This window comes from Flagellimonas ulvae, assembly GCF_049333175.1.
Classification (GTDB): Bacteria; Bacteroidota; Bacteroidia; order Flavobacteriales; family Flavobacteriaceae; genus Flagellimonas.
This window is the reverse complement of record NZ_CP186325.1, coordinates 3,016,362-3,029,828: the sequence shown is the minus strand read 5'-3', so window position 1 is coordinate 3,029,828 and position 13,467 is coordinate 3,016,362. Positions and strand designations below refer to the sequence as shown.

Below are 13,467 nucleotides of genomic sequence, written 5' to 3'. Positions count from 1 at the left end.
TATTTTCTAGTTAGTTGCCAATTTACCTTTGGTCATAGATTGCACTTTTTTACTTCGGCTTCGCATTCCGATATAGCCAGCTAAAAAGGTTAAAACCATCCCTACGAACATGAGGTATGCCCCTAGTCTCGGGTATGAATATGCATCAAAATTCAACATTTTCTGATGCCCTAAAAGAGGTGGCTTATAGCTCATTGGGGTGCCATCTGGGTTTTGCAGTTTCATAATAGCCTTAGGGTCTAAATTGGTTCCGTAGTCTACCATCCAGGCATTAAAGTCATACATACCCAATACGCCTAAAATTGACATCAGAACAAACCACCCGAAAAACCATTCGTAACCTAGTTTGTTGAAATACCCTAAAAGACCAATCAAAATACCTAATGCCGCCATTGAACCGATAACTATTGGAAAAACTGAAAACTCCCACATATCTTCGGGTTTGGGCAGGGTTTTCATCCCGATATAATGGTTTAATCCATCTATATTTTGAATGTCAAATTCACTCTGTCCTTGAAGTCCATCTATATGAATGTTCAGTCCCAAAGGTTCTGGATATTGTGGAGCTCCTAATTCTATATTCCAAAGAGGAAAAACAAACAACCCTAATAAGAACAGCGGTCCAATACCCATTAAAAAACTTGCCTTTTTCATATCTCTTAATCTAGCGTTATGACCTATTTTTTGTAAAAAGCGGGTCGGTCTAGACCGACCCGCATGTTTATTGTAGAGGTTGTTATTCTCCCAATGACCAGGACAATTCAATATTTGAATTGGCTGGCGATACCCGCACATACCCTTGCATTTCTTGGTGCAGTGCGGAACAGAAATCAGTACAGTAAAATGGCCATACTCCTACTTGTTTGGGCTCCCAAATCGAGGTTTTAGTTTGCCCGGGCATAACCAATAACTCTGAGGTGTTTTGACCAATAATGGAGAAACCATGGGGTACATCAAAGTCTTGTTCGTGGTTTGTGATATGGAAATATACCTTATCCCCTACCTTGACTCCTTCAATATTATCCGGAGTAAAGTGACTACGAATCGTACTCATATAAATATGAACTTCATTACCGTTACGTTCAACCTTAGCTTCTGAAGGATTATTGATGCCATAAGGATGCTTGTTTTCATCCAGACGATAGATTTTCTTTGACTTTGGAGCCAAAAGTTCCGCAGGGCATCCAGCGGCATAATGGGGTTCTCCATGGGTTGGAAAATCATATATCAACTCCATCTTTTCTCCTGAGATATCATAAATCTGTGCAGAGTGTTCCATTTCGGGGCCTGTGGGTAGATAACGGTCCTTAGTGATTTTATTCATCGCCACAACATATTTACCAAAAGGCTTACGTGAGTTTCCACCGGGAATCATCAAGTGACCTACGGAATAGAACGTAGGTTTTCTGTCCACTACATCCCATGTTCCCAAACGCCATTTAACTACTTCTGATGAAATGAAGAAGGTTGTATAGGCATTGCCGCTGGCATCAAACTCTGTGTGTAGGGGCCCTAAACCGCCACTTTTTACAATACCCGCCATTACATCGTCAAAACTCAGGATAGGAATACCATAAGCCTCCCCGTCAAACTTTTCTGCTTCAATAGCAGCCAACATTTTGGTGAAGGAGTGAACGGTAAGGTCTGCTGAAAGTTTACCAGAGCCAATAATATATTCCCCACTTGGGTCTACATCACAACCATGCGGTGATTTAGGTGTTGGTAAGAAATAGATAGCACCTGGCACTTCGTTAGGGTCAACGGTCAAAACTTCTTTCTTCATTGTTGATGTTCCAGTATGTGTCTCATGGCTATACACGTTGTGAGCGTAATTGGCTGGCATTTTTGTGCCACCACCATTATCTACATATTCTTCAATTTTCTTCCAGTTAATTGCAGCTATGAAGTCCTTGTCATTTTGAGAAGAGTTCACTTCCATTAAAGAGTTTGCCTCCTCCGTATTATAAGTACTGAAGAAATGCCACCCATGTGATTTACCACGCCCTGGATGGGAAAGGTCATAATTGAACCCAGGCATCAATACCTGAAATTTTATATCCAACCGACCTGTCTCAGGTGCTACGCTTATAAAGCTTAACGCACCTTTAAAGTTGCCTTTATATTCATTAATGGGCATATCCCGTTGCGGAACAGGGACAGAAAATCGTGTACCCGCTATTACATATTCCGTGTTCTCTGTAATGAATGAAGAACTATGGTTACCAGCACTATTGGGAATTTCAATGATTTCCTCAGTTTCAAATGTCTCAAGACTGATCCGTGCTATCCTTGGAGTGTTGTTGCCGTTTATAAAAATCCATCGCCCGTCTAATTCCCCATTCGTCTGAGAGATATCCGGATGGTGGCTATCATCCCATGGAACAAAACCAAAAGAGGTATTTAACATGGGTTTCGTTTCTTCTGAATACCCATAACCCGAAGTAGGGAATTGGGAAAATACAGGGATTTCCTTAAACATACGACCAGAAGGGAGGCCATAAACTGTTAAGTTTCCGCTATACCCTCCTGAAAGAAAGGCATAAAATTCATCTTGCTCACCTGGTGCCACATACACTTTCTCTGCAGCGGATGAAGCCAGTGCACCATTGGTATTGGTTCCAGCGGCCTGATTACATCCTATATACAGTAGTGTTGCCGCCAAAAGACCGCCAATTACGTAATAGATTTTTTTCATCTTTTCTTATTATTTATTGATATACAGCTATTTATTCTTCAGACGGAGGTAAGATGACTTTATCAACAACATGCACAATACCGTTTCCAGCAGTCACACTACCAATGATTTTGGCTCCTCCCACGTATACATCATCTCCTTTTACTTCAACCATGGCATCTTGACCATTGGCTTGTCCTACCTTTTTGAACTTTTTCAAAAAGTCTTTGGAATAATTACCGGGGGTTACATGATACTTTAAGATATTGGCCAAAGCATCCTTATTTTCTGGTTTCAACAAGTTCTCTACAGTACCTTCGGGAAGGGCATTAAAAGCCTCATTGGTGGGAGCAAAAACCATTAGCGGTCCTGCATTTACCAAAGCATTTTCAAGGTGAGCAGCTTGTACTGCAGCTACCAAAGTAGTATGGTCAGGGGAGTTAATAGCAACTGCCAATACGGTTGAGCCCACATCACCGTCAATAAAGGCTTGACCTTGTTTTTTATTGACTTCGGTATCGTTGGTCACTTCAGTTGAAGAAGTAGCTTCCGTTTTGGTCTTGGTATTGCAGCCCATGAACAAAAAAAGAAAGAGCAGTGGCAATACCCAAGTTTTTAGTTGGACATTCGTTTTCATATATATTGGTTTAAAGTGTTCTAAAAAATTCCAGCAGCGAACGTGTCTGTTCCACAGTTAAGTTCTGATTGGACATGGCCGCACCATTGAACTCTACCAATAAATCCTTGGCACATTGGTCTTCCTCTGTCATTAACTTGGGGTCCAAAATCATATTCATGACCCATTCTGGACTTCGTCTCTCCAGTATTCCTTGCATTTTTGGACCAATAAAACGTTTGTTTTCTCTGTGACAAGCGGTGCAATTGGTTTTAAACAATTCGCCACCTGCAGTTGCCATCTCTTGATTTATTTCTGGGTCCAAGACAATCTCTTTGATTTGTCCCACTCCTTTGTTATCAAGGGTGATTCGCTGAGAGGCAGGTACTTGACTGGTTTCAGATGCTTCTTGCTCAACCTTTTCCGAAGACTTTTTACGGTCAACAGTAAAACTTTCGTCTTTTTTTTCAGTTTTTCCCCCACATCCTATCATTAGAAGAGCGAGTACGAACACAGAAATTGCAAATTTGATTTTCATGGACTTGTTTTTTTAACAATTGTCCAAAAGTAAGCTCGATTAATTGTGGAAAACATGATTATTGTCATATAAAGGATAAAAATGTCTTTTAATCTTTAACTTTCAAGAAAAATAATTTGCTATGTTTTCAAACTCGTCCAAATATGCTATCAAAGGGGTGCTATATTTAGCCGTAAATGCCAGAGAAAACCGTAAGGTTTTAGCAAAAGACATTGCCAAACCCATCAACGTTCCACCACATTACATTGCCAAACTGTTGCAAGAATTAAAGAGACATGGTATTGTTTCCTCAGTTAAAGGACCGCATGGAGGTTTTTATTTGAATGAAGAGAATATGAAAACCCAGTTGATGAAGATTGTGGATGTAATTGATGGAGAGCAAAAACTCCGTTCTTGCATGTTGAGCATTCGGGAGTGTGATAATGAAAACCCTTGCCCGCTTCATCATTTAGTAGGAGAAACTAAAACCGATTTTATAAAGAATTTAGAAAACACCACTATCTCTGATTTGGTCGCCAATATTAAAGAGGGTAAGTCAATTCTTCCTCTTTAGAAAAAAAGAAGACCACTCTAAACGAGCAGTCTTCTTTCCTAAGTCATCTTTTAAAAGAATTAGAATTCCATTTCGAAGAACAAGCTACTAGCTTCATTTACTTCGGTCACGTCCTCACCTTTAAGTACTTCTCCAACCGTATTTTTTACTTTAAGGTTGATTTTCCAATAACCGGTCATGGTCAACGATAATTTTCCCTTACACATGGCATTGGAAGCATCAAAAACTAAATGCTCATTGTTCGGTGAACTATGATTGCCCATTCCAGGCATGCGAGGGTCAATTTCTATACTGTATCCTTCCACTACTGGAAAGGTCATCATGTTTTCCATTTTGAAGAGCATGGCCGAGAAGTCATTGACCTTAACATCTGGTGTCATCGGCATCATGGCCAGCACATATCGTGTTTCATCCGACCCTGTAAAAACATTAACTCTCTTCTTGCCATCAGCAGGGGCTTTTACCTCAATACGCTCTGCAAGATTATAAGTCTGTCCATCAATACCATATTCAAGGTTCAACTCCCAATATTCAGTGGCATTACCCGGCATTTGAAAAATACTGAAGCCTTTATAGACTGAAGCTTCATTAGTTTTTAAAATGGTCGATTTTGGACAGGAGTGCGACATCATTTCCATATGCATCACAGGGTTTATTGATAGCGTAGCATTGGAGACATAACTGTCCGTTTCATTATCCTTTATTCTAAAAAAGAGTTCGTTATAGCCAGTGGTATATTGGTTTTGGTCAGAATAGACCTCCAAGGTGTGACCATTGACATTAAAACTTGACAATAGATTGAATTCGGCCAATGGATTTTCATCAACCACAATTGGATCATCGGTGTTATCTGAGCAAGCTGTAAACAATACAGTGATAAAAAGTGTCAGGGTATAAAATTTAATTATGTTCATATTTTAATATTTGAAAAGTTGTTATTGTCTTAATTGATATTGTAGGTCAAGGTGGCATAAATGTTTCGTCCCATTCGAGGTATGTTGGCCCAATCGGTAAAAGTGGAATACCAAGTGTCAAAAAGGTTTTCGACACCTATTTTGGTATACAAAAAATTTTGATTTCCCAGCTTAAAGGTCTTACCCATGTTTACTGAAAAAACCGTGTAGGCGGCTGTTCTGTCTTCACCAAATTCAGGGTTGAAATTGACCTGATTCTCCCGCACCCGAAAGCCGAAACGCCGCCGTGAAGCTTTTCTTTGCATATTCTAATGAAGCACTATAAGCCAAAGGACTAATAAAAGGCAGGTTTCTACCATCGTTATCAAAGCCTCTATGATAACCAACAACTGCATTACAGATTAAATTGGAGGAAACATTCCATTTAGACTCAAGAGTAGCATTGTACTGCGTGGCATACTCCAAATTTGTATACGTTTTTACACCTGCAGCCCCAATGGTCATGGTACTTAGCCCTTGAGTTATTTCGCCAATTATAAAATTGGGCATATGAAAATAGTTTCCGTTTAAAGAGACATTGACCTTGTTACTCTCCCAAGATAGCTTTCCATTGATTTCATAGGATTGCTCATTTTTCAGGTTAGGGTCGCCAATGTAATCATGGTTGTCAAAGCTGTTGAATAAGTAAAAACCAAATCCTTCGGAAACAGAGGGTGCCCTTTCTCCAAATGAAACTCCCGAGGAAACCTCAAAATCCCCTAATTTCCTATAATACCGTGCAGATATACTTTTGAGAAACCGTGTCTGAGATGCTTCTAGATCTGGGTAAAAAATTCGGAGGCTGTTCAAACCAAATTCATCAGCTACCCGGAAGCCTTGATAGGTAATCCTTGCGCCCAAATTCAGTTGACCCTCTTTTAGTTCGAACTCATCCTCTAAGTAAATCCCAGTATTCAGAGTTCTAACATCCGGCCAAGTCAACATAAACATAGGTATCTGATTTGGGTCATTAGGATACATGGTCATTTCTGCCAAGGAGCGATTGTAAAACCCATCCCATTTCAGTTGAACGCTATGCTTCCCCGCCTCTAGCTGAGCTTGATTAATAAAACCGTACGTATCGCTCCAACCCGGCATGTCCATACGGATGGGGACATCAGGTCTTTGCGAATCGTCCATGATGTGGGTAATGGTATTGAAATAGAGTTTGCTTTTAAAATCATCCAATCCCATAAAGCCCTGATTTTTATATTCGGCCGAACCAATAATACCCCTTGCTAAAGAAACATCCATGGGCAGTGCTGGGTAGCCCACATTCCTTGCCTCATCGTAGATGAAAGATGCCTCAATAGATTCTTCCTCGTCTAGTTGTATGCCGCCATTAACCGAAAGATTGTATTTCTCAAATTGCGAAAAGGCAACTTCTTCTCCTCCACCTGCTGTGTAGTTTTCAGCTTTTCTATAAATAACATCAGCATCTACATAGCTACTTTCATTAGAGTAATTGATTTCCGAACCTAAAATGCGTTGCATATTATTTGCTTCAAAGCCTGATTCAAAACTGGTTCGCCATCCTCGACTTTCAAAACCTGATTTATCCAATTGCAGGTCTATTCCACCACCTATGGTTGAGCCTAATTCAGCTCCTTCTTGTCCAGAGGTCACCTTAGCGTAATGAAGGTTAGAGACATCTACATATGAAGTGATGGGGTCCATTTTATCTGTACAAGCAGAAAAAATCCGCATACCATCGATGGTCACGGTCAATCGTTCGCTAGTCATAGAATTGATCATTGGCTCCCAGGCGTAAGCACCGCGTTTCATCATATTGACCTTATGACTCTTTTCAAGATAATCATCAATAGAAGCTAGGGGCTTGGCTTGCTTTTGATAATCTTCGGGCATACGTGACTTGATTAGGATTACCTCATCCAAGTGAACAGTAAGAATACTATCTGTAGCAAATGGATTTTCAGTTTGACCAAAGACATTGGTAAAGGTGAACACCATAAGGATAAGTGCACTCCAGATAACTGAAACTTTCTCGTTTTGATGTCCTTTAGTTACCTGTTCAGGTAGGCAACCTTTATGAAATTTCATTGTAATGTGGTTTAAGTTGTGATACCAAAAGATGATGGAACTTCTCATGGATGCCCACTATCAGATACTTACGGTTTTCTTAAACCCATGTTTTAGGAGGCGGTGTAGGTTGGTTAATGAATGGAGGTGTATTCATTTGGTCATAGTATGGCCAAAGTGTTATGTTATACTCTATATCTACTAGGGTGGGTTGTAAATCGCTTTGAGGAACATAATATACCAATTGAATCAACTCGTTGTTCTGTTGGTGATTTTCAAAAGGGTTGTCTTCTTGTTGTCTGTTTTCTTCGGCCAATAATTTGAACAGGTAACATTTACCATTGCACTGAAGCTGTGGTTGTTCCCTATTCTCACAAAGATTAGTGACAATGTAATTGTAATTGATGATATACTCCGCAATGGGCCATAACGGCTTCACTAACATAATGAAGATGAATGGTATGACCAACAATTGTTTCATACTTCAAAAGTAGTGGGTGTACTGGAGGGAAAACCTGATTTTTGTCATAAAAGGACAAAAATGTCTTTTTAAGAATGGGCTAGTTGGCTTATAGCATTAAGAAATGTATTGAATTTATGACATTAACATCGGTATAACAACTATTGAAATGTCTTAACATTTTTGATTCAATGCCTGTAGGAGCCCATTGAAAGATGTGGTATTGTTAATGGAGATGATACCTTGCAAAAAAGTAGCCCCGGCAAGAATCGAACTTGCATCTAAAGTTTAGGAAACTTCTATTCTATCCATTGAACTACGGGGCCAACTTAAAATGTGGATTGCAAATTTAATTTTTTTGGAAAGGCTTGCAATACATTCCGGAGACTATGTCATGTTCCCTTTTCCTCTTCGATCAATAGTTTTTGTAAGTGATTTCGAGAAAGGGGTTTATCAAAATACCCCGCTATATATGCGTTTTCCTTGGCGATGGCTCTATCTTTGGCATTGGTGAAGGCAGATAGAACATAAACCTTGGGCAATTTAACCCCAGTATAGGTTTGCTTAAGCACATCTAGAAAGCTCCAACCGTCCATTTCCTTCATTACCAAGTCCAAAAAAATAACATCCGGAAGCTGTTTTCTTTCCTCAAAAAACCTCTCGCAAAACATAAGACCTTCTTCACCACTCTCACATGTGTTAATATCCACATCTGAAAAAAACTGTTGGACACAATACCTGGTGGCAAATTGTGAAACAAGATCGTCATCGATTATACAAATTGAAAGAGACATTGGGCTTTACAGAATAAACCCCAAAGCTATATTCTTCTCCATGATATACAAGGAAAACTCGTCATTTTGTAGTAAAATCAGACAAATTTCCTAATGGGGAAGTTTGTTTCTTAAAATTCCATAGACATAAGTTCCGGCCAACGCAGCGATTAAGACAAGGAAAATTGACCAATACCCGGCTCCAATCAAAGTATACATAGGTCCAGGGCAAGCGCCTGCCAGAGCCCATCCCAATCCAAAGAGTATACCGCCAAACATATACCTTTTGAAGCTTGGGTCTTTCGGAGAAAATGTAATCGTTTCCCCAAAAAATGACTTCACCCTAAATCTCCTAATTAGTTGGTTTTGCAAAATCCCCAAGCCCAATGCCGAACCCATAATCCCATACATATGAAACGATTGGAATTGGAACATTTCAAAAATTCTGAACCAAGAAGCCGCTTCGGACTTAAAAAGTACAATTCCAAAGAAAATACCAATCAACAAATACGCTACTGTTTTCATATTAAAAAAGAATTGGGAATAAAACATGTACCATTAACAAACCACCAATGAAAAAGCCAATGACCGCAATTAGGGAAGGTAATTGTAAATTACTTAATCCAGATATAGCATGCCCTGATGTGCACCCACCTGCATAACGAGCACCAAAGCCTACAAAAAAGCCACCAACTATCAAGAACAAAAGCATTTTTAGGTCTGAAAAAACCGCATTGCCGAAGAGTTCAGCTGGCAAATACTCTTTTCCCGCTCCATTAAAACCAAAATCTTTCAATTTAGTGATTGTACTGTCACTTATAGCAACTGCATCACCATCCGAAAGAAAGAAATGGCCAATAAAACCACCAATAACCACACCTACGACCACCAACAGATTCCATCTTTGTGCCTTCCAATCAAACTTGAAGAATTCTGCATGTTTATCCGCACCACATAAGGTACACATTGTCCTTAGATTAGACGACATCCCAAAACGCTTTCCCATCATGGTAAGCAGGAAGAGCACAAAAGCAATCAATGGCCCAGAAACATACCAAGGCCACGGCTGTAAAATCCAATTCATTTGATATTTTTAAATTAAAAAGGGAAAATCAATTGATTTTCCATATTGTCAATAACAATAAAGGTTTTTTGTAGGTTGCATCAAACTTTTTGGAGGTCCAAGTGGTTAGGATTCTTTAGATTCTCCATTTTTACCACTATTCATCAATGCAAGCACGCCACCGACAAGTACAATGACAACAACGGCGAAAACACCGATCATCCAAATACCATTTTCCCAAGAAACAAGCGGAATTGTGTGAAGTAATTTCATTTTTTCAATTTTATGAAAATCAAATTTAACCGACATGTTTTATAAAAAACATGATATTTCTCAGACAACCATTCCTGATAGCATACACCTCATTCGTTTATGTTCAAGACATATTTGAACAACCTATCATTACCTATTTTTTATTCTACAAGAGTTGATTCCAAAAAGGGTATACAAAGGGCAAAAACTGATAAATGAAGTAAGTACAAAAATAACACCCAACACCAAGAGCACGTAAGCAAAAATTCCACTAATGGTTCCTGTAAAGTACAATACCGCAATGATTGCGGCTACAACAAAACGGACTGTACGGTCCAATCCTCCCATATTCTTTTTCATAACACGAATTATTTAAACAGATTTATGACAAGTGCTATCAAAACCGCTATCCCTGAACAAATTAAACAGATAATCACCAGTTTCTGCCACACTTTTAGTTTCATATTCAAAACTACACCTACCAAAGGGAGGTTTTGGTAACCGATGTTACACTTGAAGCATTAATTTTGAATTATATTGAATCCCTAAACCAATCCATTAGCATGGAGCATTACTTGGAAGCACTGTTGCAAGGCTTTATGGGTACTTTAAGTTGGACCTGGAAATCCATCCTTTTCCAAGTGCCTTGGTCTTCCAATTATTTTTGGGGACTAATTCTGATTTCACTTGCGGTTTGGCTACTGGAAATTCTATTTCCTTGGCGCAAGGACCAATCCATCTTTAGAAAAGACTTTTGGTTGGATGCCTTCTATATGTTCTTTAACTTTTTCATTTTCGCCATAGTCATTAGCGGTATTTATAAGATGCTTGAGGTTCTTTTTGCACAAGTAGGCATTACCGCCAAAAGCTTTGCCTTAATTGACACTTCTTCTTTACCAACTTGGGCGCAGCTAGTTATATTTTTTATTCTCTTGGATTTTGTTCAATGGTTTACACATATCTGCCTCCATAAGTTTCCTGTACTTTGGCAATTCCATAAAATTCACCACAGCGTAAAAGAAATGGGGTTTGCGGCGCACCTTCGCTATCATTGGATGGAAAATCTTTTGTATAAACCCCTCAAAACTTTTGGTGTAATGCTTTTAGGAGGGTTTGAGCCAGAACAGGCATACATTGTTCACTTTGTAGCTATAGCCATTGGCCACTTGAACCATGCCAATATAAAGTTGACCTATGGTCCTCTGAAATATATTCTCAACAACCCGGTAATGCACTTATACCATCACTCTTATACTCTTCCCAAAGGGAAGTTTGGTGTAAACTTCGGTATTAGTATGAGTCTGTGGGATTATATTTTTGGGACTCATCATATTCCTGAGGATAGCGGAACAATACCATTGGGATTTCCTGGCGAAGAAACCGTTCCTAAAAACTTTTGGGGCCAGTTAGTTTATGGATTCCGAAAAAAGTGAAATGGTCATTACATACTTTTTAATTCGTTTTCTAAAGATTGGGCCTGTACCACACCAGATTGTCTCCAAACTGGTTTTCCCTCTTTAAAAATGATAAGTGTAGGAACTCCCCGTACTTGATATTGAGCAGCCAGCTTTGGGTTCTTATCTACATCAATCTTTACAATTTTGGCCCTATCCCCTATTTTGGATTTAACATCCTCCAATATTGGACCCATCATCTTACAAGGTCCACACCATTCCGCAAAAAAGTCAACTAGAACTGGTCTCTTGTCCGAAATAATATCGTTAAACTTTGCCATACTCAATCTTTGTTTTCTTTCCAATCTTCATATCCTCCTGAATAGTCGAAAACTGTGGAGAAACCTTCCTTTTTTAACAATTCAGCCGCTTTTTTGCTCCTAACCCCGCTTTTACAATACAAATAAACGGGTGTTTCCTTACTTAAGGATTGTATTTGTTCCAAGAACTTTTTTTTATCCTTAACGTTGAAGTTAACGGCGTCATCAATATGTCCGTCTTCGTATTCCTTTGGAGTCCGAACATCAACCAATTGAACATCTTTTCCCAAGACCTTGTCAACCATTTGTTGATGGTCAATTTGCACAACCTTCTTATCAGAATCAGAATTGCAGGATAGACAAAGGGTGAATGCTATCAATGAAATACGAAGACCTTTCATTTGTGCTATGGTTAAATTTTAATTGGACTTGCTCTGACAGGCAAAATCCGTTGTGGGAATATTGGTTTTAGCAATAGCCCCGAATCCACCTGCTATGTCGATAAGGTTATGTATTCCTCTACTTTTAAGAATGGAGGCTGCAATCATGCTTCGATATCCTCCGGCGCAATGGATATAAAAATTTCCTTCGGATGGATATTCGGCCAGATGATCATTTAAAAAATCCAAAGGGGTCAGCTTGGCATCCGCCACATGTTGGGCATTGAATTCAGGTTCTTTTCGTACGTCGAACACCAAAGAATCTTTATCAAATTCATTGGCAAATGTTGAAGCATCAATACTTTTTACCGTGTCCACTTCAAAACCAGCCTTGGTCCATGCTTCAATTCCTCCTTTTAAATATCCAATGGTTCCATCAAACCCAACACGAGACAATCGCGTAATGGTTTCTTCCTCTTTTCCTTCTGGGGCTATCAGAAGAATAGGTTGTTTCACATCTGCTATCAAAGCGCCCACCCAAGGGGCAAAACTTCCATTCAGACCAATAAAGATGGAACGAGGAATATGCGCTTTGGCGAAATCATCTTGGTGTCTTACATCTAGAACTACCGCTCCTGTTTCGTTGGCGGCCACTTCAAAAGCTTCAGGGCTCAAAGCTACTGTTCCCCTTTCCAATACCTCATCTATATCATCATACCCTTCTTTGTTCATTTTCACGTTCAACGGAAAATATTGAGGTGGTGGCAGAAGACCATCCGTTACTTCTTTTATAAACTCTTCACGGGTCATATCTGCCCGCAATGCGTAGTTCATCTTTTTTTGATTTCCCAAAGTATCCACCGTTTCCTTCATCATATTCTTGCCACATGCGGAACCTGCTCCATGGGCCGGATACACGATAACATCATCTGCTAAAGGCATTATTTTGCTGCGCAGACTATCAAAAAGAGTTCCTGCCAGTTCTTCTTGGGTCATGTTTGCTGCTTTTTGGGCTAAATCCGGGCGACCCACATCGCCAAGAAAGAGGGTATCTCCACTAAAAATGGCATGGTCCTTCCCACTTTCATCCCTAAGTAGGTAGGTGGTGCTTTCCATAGTATGCCCGGGTGTGTGCAATACAACCAAGGTTATATTGCCCAGCTTAAACTCTTCCCCATCCTTTGCAGTAATGGCCTCAAAACTTGGATTGGCGTTGGGACCATAAATTATTGGAGCACCAGTTTCTTTAGAAAGTGTAACATGACCGCTCACAAAATCGGCATGGAAATGGGTCTCAAAAATGTACTTTATTTGGGCATTGTCTTTCTTTGCACGCTCCAAATAAGGAGTAACTTCTCGAAGTGGGTCAATAATGGCCACTTCGCCTTCACTTTCAATATAGTAGGCTCCTTGAGCCAGACATCCGGTATATATTTGTTCAATCTTCATGG

General features: G+C 39.6%; 18 protein-coding genes and 1 tRNA gene. 2 read left to right on the top strand and 17 right to left on the bottom strand.

The features are described from left to right. Nucleotides 1–6 precede the first annotated feature (6 nt). From ACOKFD_RS13955 to ACOKFD_RS13940, 4 genes are all read right to left on the bottom strand, one after another. Nucleotides 7–654 carry a hypothetical protein gene (locus ACOKFD_RS13955; protein ID WP_422858468.1) on the bottom strand — a complete coding sequence of 216 codons (648 nt, stop codon included), beginning with the start codon at nt 652–654 and terminating at the stop codon, nt 7–9. Between the two features lie 82 nt (nt 655–736). Further along, on the bottom strand, nt 737–2,695 hold the full coding sequence (nosZ, locus tag ACOKFD_RS13950) for a Sec-dependent nitrous-oxide reductase (RefSeq protein ID WP_422858467.1): 1,959 nt from the start codon (nt 2,693–2,695) through the stop codon (nt 737–739). A gap of 31 nt (nt 2,696–2,726) precedes the next feature. Beyond that, the gene (locus ACOKFD_RS13945; protein WP_422858466.1) at nt 2,727–3,311 is read right to left on the bottom strand and encodes a fasciclin domain-containing protein; all 585 of its coding nucleotides are present in this window, start codon (nt 3,309–3,311) and stop codon (nt 2,727–2,729) included. A 10-nt stretch (nt 3,312–3,321) separates the two neighbouring features. Further along, entirely contained in the window at nt 3,322–3,828 is a 507-nt protein-coding gene (locus ACOKFD_RS13940; RefSeq protein WP_422858465.1) for a c-type cytochrome, read from the bottom strand. A gap of 121 nt (nt 3,829–3,949) precedes the next feature. Between ACOKFD_RS13940 and ACOKFD_RS13935 the strand changes: the two genes are divergently transcribed. Then, entirely contained in the window at nt 3,950–4,381 is a 432-nt protein-coding gene (locus ACOKFD_RS13935; RefSeq protein WP_298995522.1) for an RrF2 family transcriptional regulator, read from the top strand. A gap of 59 nt (nt 4,382–4,440) precedes the next feature. On the opposite strand, the gene ACOKFD_RS13930 is transcribed toward ACOKFD_RS13935, so the two are convergent. The 10 genes from ACOKFD_RS13930 to ACOKFD_RS13885 form a co-directional block, all read right to left on the bottom strand. Continuing rightward, nucleotides 4,441–5,295 carry a hypothetical protein gene (locus ACOKFD_RS13930; protein WP_422858464.1) on the bottom strand — a complete coding sequence of 285 codons (855 nt, stop codon included), beginning with the start codon at nt 5,293–5,295 and terminating at the stop codon, nt 4,441–4,443. 29 nt (nt 5,296–5,324) lie between these two features. Beyond that, nucleotides 5,325–5,483, bottom strand: coding sequence for a hypothetical protein (locus ACOKFD_RS13925; RefSeq protein WP_422858463.1), 159 nt, complete (start codon nt 5,481–5,483; stop codon nt 5,325–5,327). A gap of 46 nt (nt 5,484–5,529) precedes the next feature. Then, the gene (locus ACOKFD_RS13920; protein ID WP_422858462.1) at nt 5,530–7,395 is read right to left on the bottom strand and encodes a TonB-dependent receptor domain-containing protein; all 1,866 of its coding nucleotides are present in this window, start codon (nt 7,393–7,395) and stop codon (nt 5,530–5,532) included. Between the two features lie 79 nt (nt 7,396–7,474). Beyond that, on the bottom strand, nt 7,475–7,855 hold the full coding sequence (locus tag ACOKFD_RS13915) for a hypothetical protein (protein WP_422858461.1): 381 nt from the start codon (nt 7,853–7,855) through the stop codon (nt 7,475–7,477). A 233-nt stretch (nt 7,856–8,088) separates the two neighbouring features. Beyond that, nucleotides 8,089–8,160, bottom strand: a tRNA-Arg gene (locus ACOKFD_RS13910). A gap of 66 nt (nt 8,161–8,226) precedes the next feature. Then, nucleotides 8,227–8,628, bottom strand: a complete 402-nt coding sequence (locus tag ACOKFD_RS13905) for a response regulator (protein ID WP_422858460.1) — start codon at nt 8,626–8,628, stop codon at nt 8,227–8,229. A gap of 90 nt (nt 8,629–8,718) precedes the next feature. Continuing rightward, the gene (locus ACOKFD_RS13900; protein ID WP_422858459.1) at nt 8,719–9,132 is read right to left on the bottom strand and encodes a DUF6691 family protein; all 414 of its coding nucleotides are present in this window, start codon (nt 9,130–9,132) and stop codon (nt 8,719–8,721) included. Nucleotide 9,133: 1 nt separating this feature from the next. Further along, nucleotides 9,134–9,691, bottom strand: a complete 558-nt coding sequence (locus ACOKFD_RS13895; RefSeq protein ID WP_422858458.1) for a YeeE/YedE family protein — start codon at nt 9,689–9,691, stop codon at nt 9,134–9,136. Between the two features lie 105 nt (nt 9,692–9,796). Further along, on the bottom strand, nt 9,797–9,979 hold the full coding sequence (locus ACOKFD_RS13890; protein WP_298995599.1) for a hypothetical protein: 183 nt from the start codon (nt 9,977–9,979) through the stop codon (nt 9,797–9,799). A 93-nt stretch (nt 9,980–10,072) separates the two neighbouring features. Further along, nucleotides 10,073–10,282, bottom strand: a complete 210-nt coding sequence (locus tag ACOKFD_RS13885; protein ID WP_422858457.1) for a YgaP family membrane protein — start codon at nt 10,280–10,282, stop codon at nt 10,073–10,075. 203 nt (nt 10,283–10,485) lie between these two features. Here ACOKFD_RS13885 and ACOKFD_RS13880 point away from each other — a divergent pair, with 203 nt between their 5' ends. After that, nucleotides 10,486–11,355, top strand: a complete 870-nt coding sequence (locus ACOKFD_RS13880; protein ID WP_422858456.1) for a sterol desaturase family protein — start codon at nt 10,486–10,488, stop codon at nt 11,353–11,355. An 8-nt stretch (nt 11,356–11,363) separates the two neighbouring features. Here the strand turns inward: ACOKFD_RS13880 and trxA are convergent, their stop codons facing one another. The 3 genes from trxA to ACOKFD_RS13865 are packed head-to-tail and all read right to left on the bottom strand — an operon-like array spanning nt 11,364 to nt 13,465. Continuing rightward, nucleotides 11,364–11,657 carry a thioredoxin gene (gene trxA / locus ACOKFD_RS13875; RefSeq protein ID WP_422858455.1) on the bottom strand — a complete coding sequence of 98 codons (294 nt, stop codon included), beginning with the start codon at nt 11,655–11,657 and terminating at the stop codon, nt 11,364–11,366. Nucleotides 11,658–11,659: 2 nt separating this feature from the next. Further along, nucleotides 11,660–12,037 carry a rhodanese-like domain-containing protein gene (locus ACOKFD_RS13870; RefSeq protein WP_298995607.1) on the bottom strand — a complete coding sequence of 126 codons (378 nt, stop codon included), beginning with the start codon at nt 12,035–12,037 and terminating at the stop codon, nt 11,660–11,662. Nucleotides 12,038–12,055: 18 nt separating this feature from the next. Continuing rightward, a complete protein-coding gene (locus tag ACOKFD_RS13865) occupies nt 12,056–13,465 on the bottom strand; it encodes an MBL fold metallo-hydrolase (RefSeq protein ID WP_422858454.1) in 1,410 nt (469 codons plus the stop codon). Nucleotides 13,466–13,467 lie beyond the last annotated feature (2 nt).